Consider the following 22358-nt stretch of genomic DNA (forward strand, 5'->3'; position numbering starts at 1 on the left):
ATCCCAATGAATCCATCTTAGGCAATAACGGCATGTCCACCTTCCATAAGAAGGCACAACAACTCGATTTTGGTTGCTGTACCTGTTTGGTATTTCTTTACCGAATATTTTGATTTGAAGCTTTGATTAAGTTCTCAATCCAAATTTGCTTGAATGCATTTGCACGAGGACTTCTGCGTCTTCCTAATCTTTCATCTGAGCTTGAGCTTGAAGAGCTTTCATATGAGCTTGAGCTTGAAGAGCTTTCATATGAAGAACTGCTCTCTTCTAATGAACTGCTTTCATCCTTTCTACTTCCGTTTGCTGAATTTCCATTTGCTGAATTCGCGTTTGATGCACCTCCGTCCGACGAACCTCCATCTTCGGAATTTTCATCTGTCTCCTCTTCAGCTTCTTCCTCTACCCTCACAGTTAAGGCAACGAATTGGACATGATCAGTTGGCACATAAAATAATTCTTGATTATGCACAACGATAAGGTACGTATCAGCCACTTCCATCAGGATGCCCTCAACCCTCTCAGGTCCACCAGCGAAAACGGATACCCAGTTGTGGACTACGCGAGTCAGAAGGCCATTAAGTGTATCGGTTCCGTTATAAACAAATTCAGGCAATAATTGTTCGTCTGATTCTTCGATCACTGTTACACTTTTAATATGGGAAATCGGGTATAAAACAAGCCCATCCTTCTCCGTGGATAAAACTAAAAATTCATCTTTCACATCTACAACCCGGCCAACTTTAGATCCCGGACCGCCGCCATTCACTTGAATGCAGCTAGTTTGAAGTGTTGACAGCACTCCTAAAAAACTGGTCGGATATACTGTTTCTTCTTCCTCGGCCAATAAATCGACTTGTGACTTTTTCGCATTCGCGACAACTATTTTCAAATGATCCCTTGCGTAATACACAAGTTGAGTTTGTTCATCTTTCCCTGTTTGTAAAACGATATAATCGCTTAATACTCCTATAAGCCTGCCTTCTCTAGAATCAGGCCCGCCTTTAAACACCCTCACCGGTTTTCCTGTTAAAGCATCAAGGTACGGTAAACCAACAGTCTCTGCCATTTTTCCTTTAGCCTCCAATAGTTATTTATACTTTAATGATATCCGTACTGCATATATATGCGCCTGCTTTCCAATACGGACTCTGCTTATCACCCATTTTGTGGGAAATCGTCGTACGCCTAGAAATTCCCTTTTGAAAAATCACTTTTTCCATTCTATTCAACTTTTAATAAAGGGCCTTACTTTTTAATAAAAAAACTCGGGAATTTTTTCCGGAGTTACATCAACATATTTCTATATAGAATGAAATGGCTACACAGGAGCTTTCTTTTGCCTGGATTTTGTCACGGTTCATGCAGCTTGCCAAACTATAACTTCGTTTACATCACAGAATAACTGGTGATTTTTTTCTGATTCTGTATATAGCTCCACATACTGCTCAGCTGAAACATTTTGCGGAGCTGCCTCGATCAGCGGCGGATACCGTCCTTCCCCTACCGGGAATTGAAAAGGTAGCTGGAACTCACCGTTTTCAAAACAGCCTACCCTTCATAAATTCCACGACTATTTACCTAGATGAAATCCAGACTTTTATATAGCCGTGCTGCTACAACGTCATAGCTTTAAACCCCTGCTATATCAGCATTCAATTCAAAAAAATTCAAACCAATTATAAAAACCTATTAAACTTTCATGTCATAACAATAACCTTTTATTGGCTTCCAAATATGTCAAAGGTATTATAAAGTAGCAAAATATACTATTCTTTTATTATGAAATTAAATATAATAGATGAAGTGGTTACAAAAAGAGGAAGGAAGTAAAATATGAGACATGAAAAAAAGAAGAAAAAGAAACGGACATGGCTGAAGGTAGTCGGGGTAATTGTCCTGCTATTCATATTAGCTGGGGGAGCCTTTGCCTATTCCATATGGAATTCACTGACAAAAACCGTTGACACGATGCATACACCAATAGACCGTACCACCGATAAACGAACTAAGGACCTTGCACTATCAGACCAGGAGCCATTCTCGATGCTCATGCTCGGTGTCGATGAGCGTGATGGCGACAAAGGCCGCTCAGATACAATGATCGTCTTGACGGTCAATCCGCAAAAGAAATCGGTCAAAATGCTAAGCATTCCGCGTGATACACGGACCGAAATCGTCGGTCATGGAACACAGGATAAAATCAACCATGCATTTGCCTTCGGCGGCGCGAAAATGTCCATGGATACCGTTGAAAACTTCCTTGATATCCCAATCGACTATTATATGAAGATCAATATGGAAGGCTTTAAGGATATCGTTGACGCAGTCGGCGGTGTGACTGTGCAAAACGATCTGGATTTCACTTATGAAGGCGTCCATTTTGCAAAGGGAAGTATTAATCTAAATGGAGAAGATGCGCTTAAATATTCACAAATGAGGTATGATGATCCGAATGGTGATTATGGCCGTCAATCCAGACAACGTTCTATCATCGAGGCTGTCATCAAGGAAGGCGCTAGCCTTTCATCATTGACGAAATACGATGAAGTCTTCGCTGCACTTGGTAATAATATCCAGACGAATTTGACGTTTGATGACATGATGGACATCCAAAAGAACTACAGAGATGCAAGCAAAAGCATAACGCAAGCAACCATTCCAGGAAATGGAACGAAAATCGACGGAGTCTACTATAATATCGTGTCGGATGAAGAAAAAGAAAAGGTTCAATCCGAATTAAAAGAACAATTATCCATAAAATAAGAAAAAGTGAAAGAGCTGTCCGGACCCGCATCCTGACAGCTTTTTCATTTTCCCCGTCCAATATTCTGACAAAAAACGAACACCAATTGTAGAGATTTGTTGGAATTTTTGTTGTTTATTAGGCACTAAAAGACGGTATAATCTAATATGAGCTGACAATTCCATCTTCCCCTTGCCCCTATAATCACTTGACACTATCATTCACTGGACCCGGAATTCCATCAACCGTCATTCATCAACCATAATAAATAATCCTAAACCAAAGGAGTGGATTTGTATGAAAATCAAAGCAGGCAGCTGGGCTATGCTAAGCAAACAGGACAAAATGTTTATTCTGAAAGCCATCAGTGATCGATCAAGAATGAAATATGTTTCATGAGAAGTAGCTCTTTTCGGCAATACATGAGAGCATTGCCTCTCCCTTTTCAATAAAACGAACTCGAGCCTGAAAAAGGAGAGGAACCTATTTAAACCGAATAATCCCATAACAAACAGCTTTCGCCTTTTTCTGTGAAAACATAGCTATCTTGTTCAAGATAAACACCCTAATGCGAGAATTGAAGACCTGTGTAACTGGAATTTCATAGGCCGTTTTATGCTGCCCTCCAACCTTATCCAGAATCCAGTTCTTCACATTCTTAAGTATCGGCCTGCAAATCATATTGAAAGGACTTCACATTCATATGCTGTAAAAATACATGTGACCGATTTTGCACATAATCTGCACGATTCGGAAATCGAAGCTTTATTTTAGAGCTTAACAAATCCCAGGACTTCCCGAACTCCGCCTCACTTTCATCACTCGCTTTTTGAACCGCTTGAAAAAAAAGAATGATACTAACTCCTGCAGCTAACACCCCGAGAATAGCCGTCAATTCTCCTCATACTCATCACCCTCACAGGTTATCATTCATTTATATATAAATGAAAACGATAAAAAAGAAGCATGTTTTAAACATGCTCCTTTAGTATATGTAACGGAAATGATTTCTTAAATTCATTGACGCTTTCTTCTTCGATACCAGAAAAGAGAAAAGAAGATTCCTAGCAAACCGCCAAACGTGTCCGTGATAACATCCACAAAGGGACACGGCCACCGGTTAGTTTTTGATGCAGATCATCTGCACTAAAAAGGCAACATATAAGAGCCCCTGAAAACGATAGAATAACATTCTATACAAAACTGCACCAAACAACACCCAACGTCAATAAGCCCGGGAAGAAGTATCTACGGATCATATTCTTTCAGGTTGTTCAATAATCCCGCTTAATTTCTCCTTAATCTCTTCCACAAGTTCATTTACAGTAACATCTTGTCCAGACTCACCCTTGGCAAAAGTGTCTTTTAAAATATCAAAAAAATCCATTTAAAATTTCCACTCCACAATCTCATAAGTTGTCCCAATTTTTTTCAAAAATAAGGAATATAGCTCTTTTATAATCACATATATAGTAGCGATTGGCAAGTAGGAACTAGTTTAAAAACCAAAAATTTACCCAATTTTAACATTTCTGAAATATCCCTTTGGAATGAACACTAGTATGTTTTAGGTAAATACGTGAGGATATAAGAAAACAAAAAAAGGACCGATTCCTCAGCCCTTCGAAACCCCATATTATGCTTGTCCCATAAAATATGTCATTAATGCAATTAAAACTAATGTAATGGTAATATAAGTCCCAATAAAAATTTTCTTGCTTCTTTGTTTCTTTTCATAAACTTCCTCGAACGTAATGAACCTGTTTTTTGTCATCAAATAATCTCCTTCTATTTTGATGGCAGCTATCTGACATCGCCTTTTGCGAAGTCCCTTTGCTTAATCTCTATATGTAGTATCGGCACATAACCAAAATATTTAAGTATTATTAACTGTTTTTTATAGGTAATATTTCTTAAATCTGTAGAATTTAACGACTAACGTATTATGTACTTTAACTAAATTCTATGATCATTCTGTTAAATCCTGCCTAGGTATCATTTTAATATCTAAATTTATTAAGCGCTTACTTTATAAAATTCATTATTATTTTTATCCAACCGCAAAATGATAACCATAACGGTACACAGAATAAAGTTCCCCATATTAATCCCCTTATAAAAGTACAAGGTACATCCATAATAAAATCCCTCTCATTTAGGTTGCATTTTTAATATTGTCCCCTTGTTCTTTATTTCAGATACTTTTTTACGAAAAAAAAACAAAAAAAGAAGACTGTATAACAGCCTTCCCTAACGTATTTTTTCATTTTCCTTTGATGAACTCCCGCACATCTTCAATAGATAATCCTAGATTTTTAGCCTCCAAAATTAGATGAAACCATTCTTCCCGTTCATTGTTAGCTTCCATGATAAATCCCACCCAACTTGTGGTAACACAGCCGTCTTAGCAATTAGCCTTAGACCTGTAATTTTGCGTCCCTACTTTTCAATAGGTTTGCCTTTCTCAAGAATATTTCACATTAGTTTTTATTACTCTTTCAAGTTTAATAAATATCTTGAAAAACTCTTTCGATTCCCTTGTCCAAGTGAACCATTATGCCCTAAAAAAATTTCCCCTTAATTAAAACTATATTAATGTTAATTATACTTAAAAACGTAATAATAGCTCTTAATACTATTCGTTTTTTTATGTCATTTTTCAACACAATTCATCAAAAAGTGACATTATAATGTAAAAATACTGGTAGAATGCGATTTCTTTAAAACAATTTTCTAAAAAGCAGAGATATAATCGCTATAACAATTTATTATTTACTATTCTAAAAAAGTATTTTTTCGAATTAAGTAGGCTAAGTCATTCATTATTAATTTATCTCCCCTAAGAAAAAAGCCAGCATTACAAACCATAAAATGGTTGTAACCTGACTGTCGTGAACTTCCAATTTATACTCTTGATTCCATTTGGATACCTAATAAATTGCTAAACATCCCTCTTTTTTCATTCGCTAATTGGTTATATTCACCGACCTGAATGATTTCTCCCTGATCCATGACCAGTACTTGGTCGGCATTGCGAATCGTCGATAATCGATGAGCTATTACGATGATGGTCATTTTTCCTTTTAATCGTTCAATAGCGGATTGAATCTTTGCTTCGTTCTCCGTATCCAATGCACTTGTGGCTTCATCCAATACCAGGATGGCCGGTTTGCGTAAAATTGCTCTGGCTAACACTAACCGTTGCCTTTCTCCTCCAGACAGTCGCACACCTCGATCTCCGATGAGTGTATCCAAACCTTGTGGAAGTTTACTGACAAAATCAGCAGCTGCAGCGAAATCCAAAGATTCCCATATGAATTCATCACTTGCATCAGGGTCAATGATCAGCAAATTTTCCCTTATTGTTGCATTAAAGAGATATGGATCTTGCGGGATATAACTTATGGACCTCCGCAGTGATAATAATCGGTCATTAGTAAGGGGACTATCATCTATTCTGACTTCGCCCCTATTAGGATGATTCAACCCCATTAATATATCTATTAATGTGCTTTTTCCGGCACCCGATCGGCCGACAATAGCCGTCATACGGTTAGAGGGGATGTGTAGGCTTATATTTTTAAGGGCATAAGTGCTCTCATTTTGATCATAACTAAAAAAAACATTACGGCAATCCAGCCCTCGTTTAATTTCAATAGGCATGATATTTTTATAATCAGATTCATATAATTCTCTTGCATCTCTACATTCGTTTTGTAAATCGGACAATGCTTTAAAAGACGGAAGCGTAGATCCTATTTGCTCTAAATTGGATTGAATGCTTGTAAACCTTGGCCATAACCTTGAAAAAATAACCATTATCAGCATTAATTGTGCTGGCTGGGCCATGAACATCTTTATCGAAAAAAAGACGAAGATCGCAATTAAGACTGAAGATACAATTTTGAAAATCATCTGGGAGGTAGTATTTAAAGTCGTTAACTTGATTCTATTTTTTTCTATTCTTTTACTTAAGGAAAGAAACCAATTCAAATGTGATTCCTCTAGTGAATTACTTTTGATATCTTTCATTCCGTTAAGGTGATCAGTCATGCCCGCTAAATATGTTTGTGTTAGCTGAAAGGTTTCCTTTCCAATAGACTGAGACTTTTTTACAAACTTCCGGGAAGAAAAAATAAGAATGATCCCAAAAGCTATTATAAAACTTGTCATTGGAACAGATAAATAAAAAGCTATACCGATTTGAATGAAAGTAAATATAAGAGAGGATATAAATTGTAAAAATAAATTTATCCCTGCACTTACATTGAAGGTTTCATTTGTCATGATGTTGATAATATCGGATTTCCTCTTTTTTAAGTAAAATCCCCAATTGACTTGCAGCAGACTGCCATACGCCTCATCCCTTAACTTTCTAACAAAACCTTGTTGGATTTTCACTCCCAAGATAGTTTGATTCCGCTTAAATACACTTTGTCCCACCATTAATATCACATAAGCGCCAAGTATTATTAAAAGACTTACCGTTTCCGGAATTCCTATGAATAATCCATTAACCCAGCTTAAGAAAGGAACTTCATCCGTTTTTATATCCATTATACCGGTCAATCCAATCAGAGGGATCAACAAGAAAATTCCTACGCCTTCTAAAAAACCTATTAAAATCATACAAATAAGATTGATATATAGTATTTTTCCTGAAAAATCATGTATTCGTTTCGTAAAAAGTAAAAGATGCTTCATAACCATATCCTCCATTCAGGCCATATTTGATCGTTTTCCTTCATGTTACTAGTGATAAAGCGCGAAAATGGAAGGAAAGGTATTAGGTTCTAAGATTATTATTCACATTGAAGATAGTATGGGTGGGGTGGTGACGCGTGGACTCCTGGATAAACCTTGGAGGGTTTATTTTGTTCAAATTGAATGTTATCAGATTAACCAGACTCTTGTTCTTTCAGACTTCCACCCCTGTTCTTTTTAGAGAACTTAGAAACAACAGTGAACCTATCCATCACTTCTGCTCCCGTTATGTAAAAAGGTCCACTGCGTAGCCAAGCATGTGCAATGAGCCCTCCATTCTCATCTTTGGCTGTACCTAAATAAAGAGTGCTATCAATTTCTCGTTTTTCCAGCATCTTCATAGCCGCCATTGCCTTTACAAGACACTGGCTTTCCCATATGGTGTAGCGGCTCATAATATTTATAGCCCGTGAAACATTTGCTAAAATCTCTTTATCCGCTGCAATCAACTCATATGATGACTCTTTCATCTGTTCACCAAGTGTTGGGGCAACTTTTGAAAAGGAAATGCTTTTAAGATAACGGGCCTTGCCTAAATGTATAAAGGCCTCGATATACAGCAGCTTTGTCTTGAAGTTTAATTTAAGAAAAGTCTGAGCTTTCTTTACGATGTTCATTTTTTAGCCTCCTAGACTAAAGATTCATGATACTAGGAATGGATGCTAACTAAACCTTGTTCTAGCAATTGACTTAAAAAGTCAGTGACATGTGACTGACAATCGGTTTGATGGACATTGTATTGTGACTGTAATGTTGTTACTAACTCTTGAATCGTGATGGGCTCCTTCATTAACTCCCATATTTCCCCGCCTAGTTCACCTAAATTATAATATTTACCGTTAGAAACACTTAACATTACTTTTTCCCCATCCATATCACTTACTATGTTCCCTGGACTTTGGCTATATTTCGTATCAAGTTGTTTAGTAATCATGAACTTTTTCCTCCCTTTTTAAAACATTTAAAATAATTTCCGATAAGTGTGGCGCCGTGAAGCGATTCGTTGGTCTACGTAATTGGAAAAACTCGATTTTCTTAATCATTTTGGCAGAAGTATTAAAGTGCCAGTCCATCAACCCAGATTTTTGGATAAAAAAATTACGGTATGTATGATGATACAATTTATAAAATCTTTGAAGAGATGGTATAGGCGTAATATCTATCTCGTTATTTTCTCCCTTGATCAATTCAAAAACACCAGCGAGCGGGAGTTGTTCGGTAATAAACTGTTCTTGAACAGGAACAGCGAATTTATCTTCTCTAACAATGAGTGGCTGATAATTATTTGAATCCATTTCAAAATGATTTAAGCTTTCCAGCCATAATTTTTGTTGTGGATATGAAGGTGTTACAATTGGTACATTTTCATCATTTAGTGTTACTGGTATGACATCATCACTCATGAGCTTATAGCCCCTTTTTAAAAAAGCTGAAGCAAGAGTGGATTTCCCAGCCCCAGAATCACCAACAATTGCATATGCCTTTCCATCTATGGCTACCGCACTTCCGTGTATAGGAAGGATTTTTCTTTGCATCAAAATGGCACCCATGCATGTTCCGAGGATATAAAGACGAATCTCATCCTCTTGTGCCGCATCAATTGGACAAAATTTTATTCTATTTCCGCCTTGGATCAGGAAAATGGCCGTCCTGGAAACATGGAACATAATCCAGTCTTTCTTAATGACAAAATCATCATCAGGAACTGAATGCTCAGACCATAATGTATGTAGATCCGCTTTTTCAATAACAATATCCGTTTTATCATCCACTATATTAATAGGAAGCAATTCAGGCAAAGCTATATCACTTGAGACGGTTAAACCATATGCTTCATAAACTGTCCTTGTTTTAATACCAATCATATAAATACCCCCGAACATAAATAACGTCTAGACAGGTCTAATGTTTAATACTTTATTATTCTTGAAGTCATACCCCTATTAACTGGATAAATAGGGGCTTAGGGGAACCTAACAGACTTTATTGCGTAAAAAGTTTAACTAAAAGTTATGTCACCTTTAGGAGTGCCTGCTGGAAATGCAGCATCTGTGTAATCACCATCTGTTCCAAGCATTGTTTGATTAACATCAAGAACTTCTAATTCAGGCTTTTTCCATTCCTTTTTCATAGTATTCACCTCCTTTTAATTGAATCGTTTTAAAAATCGATACACGATTAAACTTCGCATTAGGAATTTATGGTCAGGGTTTGTAGCAAGTTCGGGTTCCGTTCCTTTTTTAACCGTTACTAAGGCATTCTTTATCGCTTGTCCATCCAGGAATTCCAGGGCTTTATCATCTGTGCTCAGCTGCTCAATCTCCTCTATGAATTCACCCCATTTAGGAAGCATACGGTGAACCCAATCAGCACCTTGCACACCCCTGTACCGTTGATTTAGCCTTACTTTATCGGGTAAGACATTCAATGTAGCATTTCGAATCAGGGCACGATCCATCCCATTCTGTACATATTGACTTTCCGGGAGTGATAAACAAAAGCGAATAACTCGGATATCATTCGTCGGATCTCGCTTCCACAACTTGTATCGTAAGGAGAGCTTTGTGGAAAGCGTATTCCCTGCATTCCACTGAAAGATATCTTCAAAATGTTTTTTTCTTTCATTAAAAATATCAGATTTCGAATACCAGCCTGTTTCATCCATGCCGAATTCTTTAAATCTGTCATATACCCCTGTTCCTTCTGCAAATCTTGGATTGATTAATGAAGGAATTTTATATGGCACACCTTCCGGAAAGATCCGATCAATGATTGGAAAGCCGATTCTTGCAATGGTTTTCACCTTTCGCAATCTAGATCCGCCAACATTACTCCTATATTGTTCCAACTCTTGATATAATAGAACCCACTTTAGCCTTTTTAATAGAAGGGAGTAATACTCCAAGGGGAATCCCCAGGAAATTGAAAAGTTCCCTCTATCTCCATTAAGTAAAACACCTATGTCATCCTCATTCGCTTTTTCAAACATCCCTTTCAACCAGAAAGAATTTTCAAAAAACTTATATGGCATCTCCATGATGTCGAGAAAGTCTTCCATTTCAGAATAGGAGTCTTTCCCCTTAAAGTCACAATAATGATCAATAATGCCACCAACATGTCCTACCGTCGATTTGATGAAAGGCCGCTCATCAGCCAATAAGTATTTAGGAGTAAAATCCTTGAAATCTTCGGGAGGAATATAACTATATGTATGTAGTGCAGTGCTTTCCCGCTGCAATTTATTCACAGCAAAGCCAACAACAGCCCCAGAATCCAGCCCACCACTTAACTGGGCACCAACTTTTCGATGTGTCCTTAATCTAGATTTAACAGCCTCCTGGAATACACCTTGAAATGCTTCGATGTAATCTTCATTAGATTTAAGTTTTAACTTATCCCCTTGAGTTAAAAAGGAATATCGTTTTAAAGTCACCCTATTATTCTCTATTGTTAAACTATGAGAGGGTGGTATCTGACTTATGGTTGTATACGGCGTTAATGAAGAATCTACTGCATCAATCATTCCCGATACGGCCAAATACTCAGCAAGCCACTGCTCATTCAACCTTTTTTCAATAAAAGGTAATGACAAAAGCGGATCCATAGTCGTGCAAAAGGCAAATTTCTGATAGTTTTGGTGATAATAAAGGGTTCTGCTTCCTGAAAAATCCCTTGCCCCAAACAACTTCTGTTTCTTTTCGTCCCAAATGACAAAAGCAAAATCCCCTACTAAGAATTTGGGAGCATCTTCACCCCACTTATAGTATGAAAGTAGAATCAGTTCACTATCCGTCATGCCTTTTTGATCTAATGGTTTTACTTGCAACACCTGAAATAAATCTTTACGATTATCAATAATAGCATCCGCAGTGATTGTACATCGCCTTTCAAAATCGTAAAACGGGAGTTGTTCACCTACAGATTCAGGAGTAATCCATTGAGCGTGACAACCGAGAAAAACCTTTTCTGAATGCCATATTTGAATAGAATCCGCAGGGTACTTTTGTAATGCTGTCATTAAATTGCGGCATTGCTTGAGATCTACAGGCTCTTCATTTAAATGATAAATACCGGTTATAGCACTCATGTTTTCCCCCTGCTCGTTTTGTTATGTAAATGATTATTACAATAGCTTCCTTCGATGTTGATTAAAAACTTTAATGAAAATACTTCTATCATCTGATTTAAAAAATTTCACCCCCACTAATTTTAAGGGTGTCCATATTTCTTTCATATATATAAGTGGCATATTTTTCATCCTTTCCTTATCCCAACAAGCTACTTCCATAACTATTTGTGAAAAAAAAAAAAAAAATAAACATCGTGCTATGTTAAGAACTCTTTGTTCTCTATAACGAATTATATAAGCTAAATTTACCATCTTTTTAGGCCTATGTCAATAATTTAAGACACCACTAGTTATATAAATTCAATATAGGTTTTCACTAATACTCGTATCAAAGTTGATTAAATTGCAATATTTATTTAGAAAGGAAGTTAAAGAAAGTGGAACTACTAAGGGAGAAAACAACCTTTGAAAAATATTTTTTTAAAATGAATTCATATATTTCGGGGATAATCATCATCAACTTATTAAGTAATAATGAGGTGGAAAGACACATTGTAAAAAAATAGGAAAGGCTAATTGATCTTTTCGAAAAGTTTTTAGACTATACTTACATTGGGAACCATTTTAAATATTTAATTTTTCTATAGTTAACCAATCCCCGGCTTAGTGAGTTTTACATTTATTCATTTTACCTCTTGGCTGTCTAAACCATAATTTTCTTCAAGTCATTGGACAAGAGGAACTTAGAATACCTGATTCACCACAAAATATACGAGTCTCTTGGTAAGAATCCAAGAAACCGTATATGTGGTGAGAGGAACTCATTTTTTTGACATACCCAAAACCAAGCAGCTGCTACGAGGAACTTCTAAGCAATCATAGAAAAATCATTCAAATAATCATCCTAATTAATGGCAATGAACAATTTAAAATGCTAGATGAAAGTTACGTTGCCAACCCAGAAATTGCAGAATTGTTTAACATTCTTCCCGAAATAAGTATTCGAGTATTTATAGGTAAATCAGCTAAGGAATTGTTCTCTTTTTTCACTTCAAACAATAGCTTTTCACCATCACTCATAACACTTTTTAAATTCAAAAAATAGGTTTCATTATCATCACTTTCTAATAAAAGTTGTACTGCGAAAGTGTAGTTGTATAATTCTCCTTTAGTAAAGGAGTCCCACTCATACTTACCAGTACTTATTTTGGAAATTGTATTTACTCGTCCAAAAATATTTGTGGTATATGCACTATCCCCCTCCCCATTTCCATTTGAGCTAATTTTGAAAACTGCATTTATATTAATAGGGAATGGCCTAATACCTTCAGTGAAACTTCCAGATAATCTACAATTTTCATGATAAACTTTTATTGCCATACCCGATTTATCCCATGTTAATATTGAGGAAGAAGTAAGAATCAAACAATCTCTTAAATAAACCATCTGATTGTGTTTTGGGTTTTTAACTTCCATTCCGTTCGACTGAGTCCAAGTTAAACCTTCTAAATAATATTTTAAAGCACTTCCACCGGATTGTGCTGCAGAAAATAGCCAGTTACCAATTTTGACATCTAAATAATTTTCGTTAATTATTTTAACAATATTGTGGTAGTTAGAGAATTTAGTTCCTGAGTCTTTATAAAAACGATACACATAAGAACATCTATTTGTAATGTAGATATTTTCCTTAATGATAATTTTCCCTTTATTATCATGTGTCCAGTTATAAATTGAGATAATAGTACCTTTTCCTGTTGTCTTAATGGTATTTCTTTCAATAATGGCTGAATTACATTTTATAAATATAGCTCCTATACCTAAATCATCTTCAGGAGTAATTCTAGTAATTTCAATTTCATTATCTATTATCTTCAGGTTTCCACCTGTAGAGATAATAGCATACTGGTCATCCTCTATAACCACTTTATTATTATGGAAACTCATCCATGTATCCTTATCTCCTATCCACCCAGTCTGCCATCCCCAATTACTTAGGTTAACGGTACCATAAATTAAATTATTACTAATACTTAGACTATCTATTGCATATCGTTTACTGGGATCTGACTCAACATGAAGTACATCACCTATTATTGGAGCTAATAATAGTTTAGTTCCTCCAAAATGATTGTTAGTAATATTTCCAGATACACAACCAACGGCAGTTAGCCCTCCACGGCCATTATTATTAAAGTAGCAGTTCTGGACAAGCATACTTTGCGTAGATTTATTTCTATCATTTACTTGCTCAGATGAAATGAATAGTCCATCTCCAACAAACTTTGTAAAGGAACAGTTTACAACATATAATCGTTTTGTTGAGTATACACCAATGCCTATTGCATTTTGATTTGGAGAAACACCTACTTCTCCTGGCCCCTCAAAATTTATGCCGACTATATTTATATATTCCATTTTAAAAAATGAAATATAAGCAATATCTAATCTTTTAAATAAAACTGTAGCACTTTTTCCAACCCAGTCTATGAACCTTCCATCAAAGGCTCCATCCATAAAAAGGGTTGTCGCTCGGTCATATAGGTAAGTCCCGCTTTCGAAGTCTAATGCTTTTTTATTATTAAATGCAAAGCTAATGGCACTGTTAATAGCGTTTGTATCATCTGTTACTCCGTCACCAACTGCACCAAAATCTTTTAACCTTATGCTTTCTGGCCTAATTGATAATTCTCCCATTTCCACTTCAAGATTATTATTTTCCATGGAATTAGAAGCCCCCCCCCATCATTAATAAACACTATAATTCACTTCCTTTATAAAACTTTTCAAAATAAAATATAGAATATAACTTACCAGCTTAATAATCTTTCAGATCTAATGGTCAGAAGGAAATAAAAAGCATTATTTATTCCCTTAATAATCAATCAAAATTTATATACATAGTTTAAAAGTACCTTTCTAATTGATGAAAGAAATCTAAGAAGGTCTCATTATAGGTAATATGATCTAATATAGTATATGAGTTATTATAATTTTTGTTACCACCTCAAAGTCATAAAATTAATTGTTTAGTAATGAATTAAAATTAATATTAATGGGATAAAGATTTAAGTGGTATTGGAGAGTGAGCAATGGAGTTAAAGTTGATAGGTACCATGCAGTAAGTGTCATTCAGTTTATGAAATAGGTAAGAAATCCTTAAGCCTGGGGCTATTTAGGCAAAGTAAACAGTCAAAGACTTCTATTATATAATTTAAAAATATCTAAAAGAGGGAGTTTAAAAAAACAGTCATCATCAATACCTTCAAATATTTAAAATGCGAACGAAATTAATAAATTACTAAAGAAATTCTGCAAATTTCCAGAGCATCCCGTTTTTTAAATTCACTCTGACCTGTTTTATTAAGTCACTATTTTTTTCATAAAATAAATACAATAATTGCCAGATTATAAAAACTTCACGTATGAACTAGTAAATTATTCTTTTTCTCTTTAGTTTATATATTATAGTTTTATTGATTGTTCTAATTCAGGTCCCAGCTTCCCATAGCTACTTTTTAATGGGGAAACAATTACTTATCTTCAGCTTCTAGAGTATTGTTAGACTTTTAAGTAATCTTCATATATGTCTATTTCCATTATCATTCGTCACTTATAAAATCGTAAAAAAGATACTTTGACAGGAGATTCCCCCTTCCAAAGTATCTTTATAGTATTCTGAAGAAAATAATGAAAAGTAAATTTTAATAAAAGAAAAAATATGGATTATTTATCAAATTCACTATAAGAAACTATTTTTTTGCGAATATAGGTTTGCAATATCTTTACCCTTTGTGCTAAATTGGTTTCCTTGACTTTCTCCATACCCATAAAAAAGGACGTAACGGAAAATATAATAGATGTAATGGTTTAGGCAACCTTAATGTCATAGCATCAATAGGTTTTGGATATAAAAATCTAATAATAAAGAAGCATTTTTGAAAGCTACTCATCATTGAAAACAGAACTCGATCAAAGAAAATTGAATTTTTAAAATAAAAAAGTGTTGAAATTGGATTATACTTATACTTTTTACCAGGAACATCTGTAGCCTTGTTGATATGTAACTGTCCCATTTCTATAATATATCGTATCGTCAATTTTGCTAGCCTTCTTGAACGTTTTCCTACTGTTAATAAATACATCTCACTATTGATTGGAGATTTTAAGAGTTGAGAGGTTAATATAAATGCTTGTCCTATTATATGAGAATGTTGATAAATATTTAATCCTAACTGATTTTTTCCAGTAATAAATCCTTTTCTTATTATTAGGTCAATGTCTACCAACCATCGAAGACGAAACCAACCATGTCTAGCCCCATGTACAACAAGGAATAAAAATAAATCTTGTTTTCCTAAAAAATAGATAGGAGTGCTTGTCAGAATACTAGTCCTTTTTCGTTCCCATAATTCATTAAAGCTTGGTTCTTTTGAAGGGTAAGGATGTAGTCTCCAATGAATTTCAATTTCTATTCCCATTAGGGGATGAAAGTATGTTTTGTGATGATTAAGCCATTGCCACTCGTTAAATATCGCTGGAAATTCTTCTTTTTTTACATATCCAAAATTCAATAAAAGTTCTTCTGCCCTTTTTAAATCGGTTAATGGTATTATTATATCTAAATCCTTGGAAGTTCTTAGAGAAATATCTCCGTAAATGTCAGCAGCAATTGCCGGACCTTTCAAAAAAAGTACACGTATTTGCTGTTCTGAGAAAACCTTACCTAATCGTTCCATTTCTCCGCATAATTTAAGCATCTGAAACGTATTTTTTTTATAGTCTTGGAACAAGATTTCAATAATATTATCTGGAATCATTTTTTCTTCTAATTTACTTAACTTTGAGTAAATTAAAGGATAAACACGATGATGCCTTGCTAATTCTAAAAAAAATCCCCAATCTATACCTACCAGTAATTCTTTTAGTGAGGTTGTAATTTCATCATTATTTTCTGCTCTCACAATTTCAAGTAATAATCTTAATTCTTTAGGTAGAGAAGACAAATCGAGATTGTAGTTGTAATCCATATTCCTCTCCTTTAATGTAATTTACTAGTTTAATAAGGTTTTATATACATGCATAAAACTTTATTAAACTAATTATAGTGAAAACCGTAAAGTAACTTTGCATGGATAATCATTTGTCCATTATTTTAGTAGAAGAACTAGATTTTTTAGTATGATACGAAATGTTAATTTCATTTTTAATACCCTAATCATAGGGATAAATTCTCTATCTCTTCTTATTAGCTCCAAAACTATGGTAAACAAATCGAGAATTATCAATTTTTTTAATTTCTAAATAAAGTTCAGTAATAAAAATAGTTCATTGCAAAATCAACCTATTAAGAGATCAGAAAACTCCAAAATTAGAAAATATTCTTTATCAATGGAGGGGAGATTTTGTAATTCATAACTTCTTCCCCACAATTTTTATATCCTCCTATACATGTCCCTTATTAACCTTCACATTTACCTTATTAAGGAAGACTTTTATTATAACCTATACCATATATTAGACACTGTAACAAGTAAGTCATCTAAGGTAATAGATTTCAGAAAACAGAAGTTTCCATTCCTATATAGAGAACCGAATGGTCCAATTAGGGAAACATATTTCATTTTAAACATTTATATTTAAGAATGAAAGTATAAATGATTAATTTAAGATTCTAAACTTAATAATAAAACTTTAAGAAGCAACAACTGAAATTGCATTTTCACTTAAATTTTTTCCAACAATTTGAATTCTGCTGTTATCTGGTAGATCAGCTAATAAATTTAATTCATTTTTTATTTCAATTGTTAGCATCCCTTTATCATTGCTAGGGTGCTGAAAAGATAAGTTGTAAAATCCTGTTTCTTTAGAATTGAGCAGAATTTGAGCAGAGAATGTGTAATTATATAAGTCTTCAAGTGTGAATGTATCCCATTTATATTTACCCTTGGAGATTTTCGTTAGTGTATTCTTTCTTCCAATAATGCTGGATGGATATTTAATATCCATGTTACTTATTTTTCCTGATATTTTATATACAACAGTTAAATCAATAGGGTACGTAGGAATATTGGAGGCAGCATTTCCCAACATATTACAATTTTGATAATAAACCTTAATTGCTGTTCCAACGTTATTCCATGAAATAAGAGATTCTTTACAATCAATTATACAATCTCTTAAATACAAAATATGATTTTTGGTTGTATTTTTAAATTCCATTCCATTTTGATGTGTCCACATTATTCCTTCCAAAAAATATTTCAGTGCATTTCCACCAGATTGTGGCGCTGACAGCAACCAATTAGCATTTGTTATTCCTATATAATCCTCATTTTGAATTTTAACGATTTTATGGTTTTCTGAGAATGTAACACCATTATCTTTAAAGAAACGATAAATATACGAACAATGACTTGCGGTGTAATTATTTTCACGAAAAATAACTTTGCCTTTATTGTCGTGGGTCCAATTGTAAACTGAAATAAGGGTCCCTTTTCCTTTTGTTTTAATTGTATTTCTCTCAATTATTGCAGAATTACATTTGAGAAACAGGGCACCTATTCCCAAATCATCCGCCGTTGTAATTCGAGTGACATCTATTTCATTATCAATAATTTTGATGTTTCCTCCAGCCGAAATGATTCCATAAAGGTCGTCATCAACAATTACCTTATTATGGTGAAAGTTAATCCAGGTATCTTTTTCTCCAAAATACCCATCTGTCCAAGTTGAATTAGTTAAATTAACAGCGTTATAAATCAAGTTATAACAAATAGTTAATCCCTCTACACCATATCTTGAGTTAGGATCTGATTCTACATGAAGAACTTCACCAACAACTGGTGCAAGCATAAGCCTCTCCGCTCCGAAATGATTATTTTCAATCACCCCCGACACACAGCCAACTACCGTTAAACCACCACGACCATTATTACTAAAGTAACAATTTTGAACCTTTATATTTTGAGAAGATAGTTTACGATTGTCGATTTGCTCCGAAGATATTAATAATCCATCACCGATAAAATTTATAAAGGAACAGCGGTTAACTATTAATCGTTTGGTTGAATAAACAGCTATCCCCACAGCGTTTTGATTCGGTGAGCCTCCAACTGCGGCAGGTCCCTCAAAATCTATTCCCACTATATGAACATATTCCATTTTATAAAAGGCTATATATGCAATATCTAGCCTTTTAAAAATGATTCGTGCTCCCTTTCCAATCCAATCAATAAAATGTCCATTAAATTCTCCATTGATATACCAAGTTGTTTTCTTATCGTACAAGTAAGACCCGCTTCCGAAATTTAACGTTTTTTTGTTCTTAAAACAATATTCAATGGCATTATTAATAGCGGTTGTATCATCTGTTTCTCCATCGCCCTTTGCCCCAAACTCCTTTACATGAATTATACCTTCTGTTTTTTTAGATATATTATCTATTTTTTTACCATGATCACTTGAAGTAACTATTAAATTTTTTACTTTGTCTGAAAGTTTTTTTCCATATTCAGCTCCATCCTGTTGGTTAAGTATCCTACCACCTTCTTCATTAATTGTGTAACCAAAAAAGAAAGCTAATATCCAAAGTAATAAGTCTCTCAAAAAATTTCTACGGCCCACTTTATCACCTCTTCCTAAACTCTAATTTAACTGTTAAAAACTACATGATTATGTACTGTAAAAATTTTGTATTTACCTTTATAATTCATTTCACCTCTTATTCCTCTCCATATTTATTAACATTAAAGGTTATGAAATTATATCTCGGGTTAGAAGTAACACTTTGTTAATTGTCTCTATTCCAAAAATTAAAAAAGAAATAAACTACCTCTTAGACTTTTATTATGGAGGCCTCTTTCTGTAGAAACTTTACCATTAGCCTAAGTTACTTGTGCAAGAGTACACAACTAATATTAAAAATGCTGATTACCTTTACTTTAGGGAACCAGCATTTACTACTATATTTCCAAATTTTATACCCTTCTAATTCATAATGCTAATATGCTTACAATCTTCATATCCATTAGGATTTTTTATCTGCCAATGCCAAGAATCAACACACATATCTCCTATTGCCCTAGTAGCGGCCCAACCTAACTCCTTTTTTGCCTTAGTTACATCTGCATAACATATAGCAATATCCCCTGGTCTTCTCTCAACCACTGTGTATGGCACCTTTTTGCCAGATGCCTTTTCAAATGCTTCGATCACTTCTAAAACACTATATCCTCTTCCTGTACCCAAATTGTAAGCATCGATTCCCGAAGTTGACATAACTTTTTCAAGTGCCTTTAAATGACCTAATGCAAGATCAACTACGTGTATATAATCTCTAACACCAGTACCATCAGATGTTGGATAATCATTACCAAACACACTTAACTCCTTTAGTTTCCCTATACCTACCTGTGTTATATATGGCATTAGATTGTTAGGTAATCCATTTGGATCTTCACCTATTCGACCACTAGGATGAGCACCTATTGGGTTAAAATAACGTAAAATTACAATATCCCAATCTCTATTCGGAATATAGAGGTCCCTCAAGATTTCTTCAATCATTAATTTTGTTCTACCATAAGGGTTAGTTGCGCTAAGTAAAAAATCCTCAGAGATTGGAACATTTATTGGAACTCCATAAACAGTGGCAGACGAACTAAACACTAATTTCTTAATATCATATTTTTCCATTAGTTCACAAAGAATAAGTGTTCCTGTAATATTGTTATGATAATAATGAAGAGGGATTTTAACAGACTCTCCAACAGCTTTTAACCCAGCAAAATGAATGACAGCCTCAATGCTATTTTCTATAAAAACGTCTTCTAAACTTGATTTATCAATGAGATCTACTTCATAAAATTTGAAATCTTTTTTAGTTAGCTCCCTTATTCGATTTAGTACATTAATATTACTGTTCGAAAGGTTATCAACCACTATTATTTCATACCCTGCTATTAAAAGTTCTACACAGGTATGGCTGCCTATATAACCAGCTCCTCCAGTTACTAAAATCGCCAATGTCCAATTCCTCCTTCTATTTTATATCTATAAAATACAAAAAATACACTCAACTTAATTTGTTTATTTTTTTACTTTATTGCAAGAAATGTCACAAATCATGCATCTGAAAGCAAAGTTCTACCACTAGAAAAAGTATTTTAGTTTTTAAACTTTTTAAACACTCTTCCTACTCTTACTACAATAATCTGCTTTAATAGTGCGACTTCTTCTATTTTTAACAAGATTATCATTCCCACATAAAATACCATACCTACCAGAATACTTAGTAATAAAGGAATTATATTGTTAGAAGTTGCAGTATAAAATATCACATAACAATAATCAACAATTATTCCCATCACTATACTTACAATCAGTATCTTAGTAAATATTAATAAGATATTTCGATAACCATAATCGCCTACCTTTTTATGCAAACTGATCATAAGTAAAATAGTTCCAACAATTGCTGATATTGATGTTCCTAACACCAATCCACCCAAACCCAGGTAAGGTACCAATATAATCGAGGCAACAATATTTATTATCACCGCTATAGAACCATTTATCATTGCAGTTTTTGTATCTTTTATTGCATAAAAAGCTCGACTAATCACCTCGCGAAGAGAAAAACCAATCATCCCTAGTGTAGCAAAATAAAGAGCATAGGCAGTCATTTCTGCAGCTTCAATGTCAAACGAACCTCGAAGAAAGATTAGCTTAACAATTGGTAATCGTAGCACAAAAAATCCTATCGATGCTGGAATAATTAAGATAATCAGAATATTAATTGTTTTTCTAAGCATTTCTTTAAACTCTTTTTCTTTGCCTTGCGAATAATAATTAGACATTGATGTATAAAAAATAGTTGTAACTACTGCAGAGAGCAGGCCAATTATAAAAGCATTCAATCTATTAGAATAATTTAAAGCTGCAATACTACCCTCAGGTAATCCAGAAGCTAACATACGATCCACTATCCAATTAATTTGTTGAACACCTGATCCAATAATAATTGGAATAATCAAAACTCCAATACGACGTAAGCCATCCTCTTTTAAATCAAAATCAAATTTAAAATGGTACTTAAGTTTTCGGGTAAATGGTAATTGAATTATTACTTGAAAAAGAGTTCCTACGAATACTGCAACAGCAAGCCCATAAATTCCATAGGAGTCTGTAAAAAATATCATCGCCGTAATTAAAATGATATTTTGAGGAAAACCTATTGCTGTGGGTATTAAAAAGTTACCATGATTTTGCAATTTGGCATTATTTAATGTAACAAAAACCATGAGTATTATAGATGGTAATATTATTCTAGTTAGTTGAATAGTCAATGCTTGGACTTCTGTAGAAAAATTCGGAGCAAATATACTAACCAACTCTTTAGTAAACACCATTCCCAACACACAGATTAATAAAGAAACACAGGTAGAAACATTATAAACTACATTTAAAAACTTATTGGTTTCTTCTTTTGATTTACTATTAAGATAATCCGACATCACTGGGATAAAGGTAGTACCAAGAGCCACTATAACTACACTAGTCACTACCTCGACTATTGATTGTGCCATAATAAAGGCGTCTGCCTTATATGTCGTACCATAGGTAGCAGCCAAAATAACGTCTCGGAAAAATCCTAAAACTTTGCTAAACAAAGTAATACATGTGATTATTATAGCCGTAATTGCTATTTTATTAGACATTTTATTTTCTAAACTCCCAATTCCACTTTAATTCAGCAATGAACTTAAAGCATGTACTACA

17 protein-coding genes and 1 riboswitch are annotated in these 22358 nt (G+C 34.1%); of the genes, 1 reads left to right on the forward strand and 16 read right to left on the reverse strand.

What is annotated here, in order from left to right; all coding sequences use genetic code 11:
• Nucleotides 1–97 precede the first annotated feature (97 nt).
• A complete protein-coding gene (locus tag ACYP5M_RS09000; RefSeq protein WP_459734930.1) occupies nucleotides 98–1066 on the reverse strand; it encodes a hypothetical protein in 969 nt (322 codons plus the stop codon).
• A gap of 767 nt (nucleotides 1067–1833) precedes the next feature.
• On the opposite strand from ACYP5M_RS09000, the gene tagU reads away from it, so the two are divergent.
• A complete protein-coding gene (tagU, locus tag ACYP5M_RS09005) occupies nucleotides 1834–2763 on the forward strand; it encodes a polyisoprenyl-teichoic acid--peptidoglycan teichoic acid transferase TagU (protein ID WP_459734931.1) in 930 nt (309 codons plus the stop codon).
• 638 nt (nucleotides 2764–3401) lie between these two features.
• Here tagU and ACYP5M_RS09010 read toward each other — a convergent pair.
• From ACYP5M_RS09010 to murJ, 15 genes are all read right to left on the reverse strand, one after another.
• Nucleotides 3402–3638, reverse strand: coding sequence for a hypothetical protein (locus tag ACYP5M_RS09010; RefSeq protein ID WP_459734932.1), 237 nt, complete (start codon nucleotides 3636–3638; stop codon nucleotides 3402–3404).
• A gap of 360 nt (nucleotides 3639–3998) precedes the next feature.
• A complete protein-coding gene (locus ACYP5M_RS09015; protein ID WP_260397978.1) occupies nucleotides 3999–4130 on the reverse strand; it encodes a hypothetical protein in 132 nt (43 codons plus the stop codon).
• 249 nt (nucleotides 4131–4379) lie between these two features.
• A complete protein-coding gene (locus ACYP5M_RS09020) occupies nucleotides 4380–4517 on the reverse strand; it encodes a hypothetical protein (protein ID WP_459734933.1) in 138 nt (45 codons plus the stop codon).
• A gap of 489 nt (nucleotides 4518–5006) precedes the next feature.
• On the reverse strand, nucleotides 5007–5111 hold the full coding sequence (locus tag ACYP5M_RS09025) for an anti-repressor SinI family protein (RefSeq protein ID WP_459734934.1): 105 nt from the start codon (nucleotides 5109–5111) through the stop codon (nucleotides 5007–5009).
• 18 nt (nucleotides 5112–5129) lie between these two features.
• A riboswitch (cyclic di-GMP riboswitch) is annotated at nucleotides 5130–5213 on the reverse strand.
• Nucleotides 5214–5647: 434 nt separating this feature from the next.
• Complete coding sequence (locus ACYP5M_RS09030) at nucleotides 5648–7447, reverse strand: ABC transporter ATP-binding protein (RefSeq protein ID WP_459734935.1); 1800 nt, start codon at nucleotides 7445–7447, stop codon at nucleotides 5648–5650.
• A 194-nt stretch (nucleotides 7448–7641) separates the two neighbouring features.
• Nucleotides 7642–8124, reverse strand: a complete 483-nt coding sequence (locus ACYP5M_RS09035) for a lasso peptide biosynthesis B2 protein (RefSeq protein ID WP_459734936.1) — start codon at nucleotides 8122–8124, stop codon at nucleotides 7642–7644.
• 32 nt (nucleotides 8125–8156) lie between these two features.
• A complete protein-coding gene (locus ACYP5M_RS09040; RefSeq protein ID WP_459734937.1) occupies nucleotides 8157–8441 on the reverse strand; it encodes a lasso peptide biosynthesis PqqD family chaperone in 285 nt (94 codons plus the stop codon).
• The gene (locus tag ACYP5M_RS09045) at nucleotides 8431–9372 is read right to left on the reverse strand and encodes an HPr kinase/phosphorylase (protein ID WP_459734938.1); all 942 of its coding nucleotides are present in this window, start codon (nucleotides 9370–9372) and stop codon (nucleotides 8431–8433) included. The genes ACYP5M_RS09040 and ACYP5M_RS09045 overlap by 11 nt, the downstream gene beginning before the upstream one ends.
• Nucleotides 9373–9506: 134 nt before the next feature.
• Nucleotides 9507–9638: a paeninodin family lasso peptide gene (locus ACYP5M_RS09050; protein ID WP_141489635.1), complete on the reverse strand. Its 132-nt coding sequence runs from the start codon at nucleotides 9636–9638 to the stop codon at nucleotides 9507–9509.
• Nucleotides 9639–9653: 15 nt separating this feature from the next.
• Nucleotides 9654–11594 carry a lasso peptide isopeptide bond-forming cyclase gene (locus ACYP5M_RS09055; protein WP_459734939.1) on the reverse strand — a complete coding sequence of 647 codons (1941 nt, stop codon included), beginning with the start codon at nucleotides 11592–11594 and terminating at the stop codon, nucleotides 9654–9656.
• A 927-nt stretch (nucleotides 11595–12521) separates the two neighbouring features.
• Nucleotides 12522–14300 (reverse strand): glycosyl hydrolase family 28-related protein, encoded by a 1779-nt coding sequence (locus ACYP5M_RS09060; RefSeq protein ID WP_459734940.1) that lies wholly within the window; start codon nucleotides 14298–14300, stop codon nucleotides 12522–12524.
• A 1073-nt stretch (nucleotides 14301–15373) separates the two neighbouring features.
• Nucleotides 15374–16606, reverse strand: coding sequence for a nucleotidyltransferase domain-containing protein (locus ACYP5M_RS09065; RefSeq protein ID WP_459734941.1), 1233 nt, complete (start codon nucleotides 16604–16606; stop codon nucleotides 15374–15376).
• A 664-nt stretch (nucleotides 16607–17270) separates the two neighbouring features.
• Nucleotides 17271–19202 (reverse strand): glycosyl hydrolase family 28-related protein, encoded by a 1932-nt coding sequence (locus ACYP5M_RS09070; RefSeq protein WP_459734942.1) that lies wholly within the window; start codon nucleotides 19200–19202, stop codon nucleotides 17271–17273.
• Between the two features lie 363 nt (nucleotides 19203–19565).
• Nucleotides 19566–20603: a UDP-glucose 4-epimerase GalE gene (gene galE, locus ACYP5M_RS09075; RefSeq protein WP_459734943.1), complete on the reverse strand. Its 1038-nt coding sequence runs from the start codon at nucleotides 20601–20603 to the stop codon at nucleotides 19566–19568.
• Nucleotides 20604–20743: 140 nt separating this feature from the next.
• Nucleotides 20744–22297, reverse strand: a complete 1554-nt coding sequence (gene murJ / locus ACYP5M_RS09080; protein ID WP_459734944.1) for a murein biosynthesis integral membrane protein MurJ — start codon at nucleotides 22295–22297, stop codon at nucleotides 20744–20746.
• Between the last annotated feature and the right edge of the window lie 61 nt (nucleotides 22298–22358).

The sequence above is a fragment of the Peribacillus sp. N1 genome, from assembly GCF_054600815.1.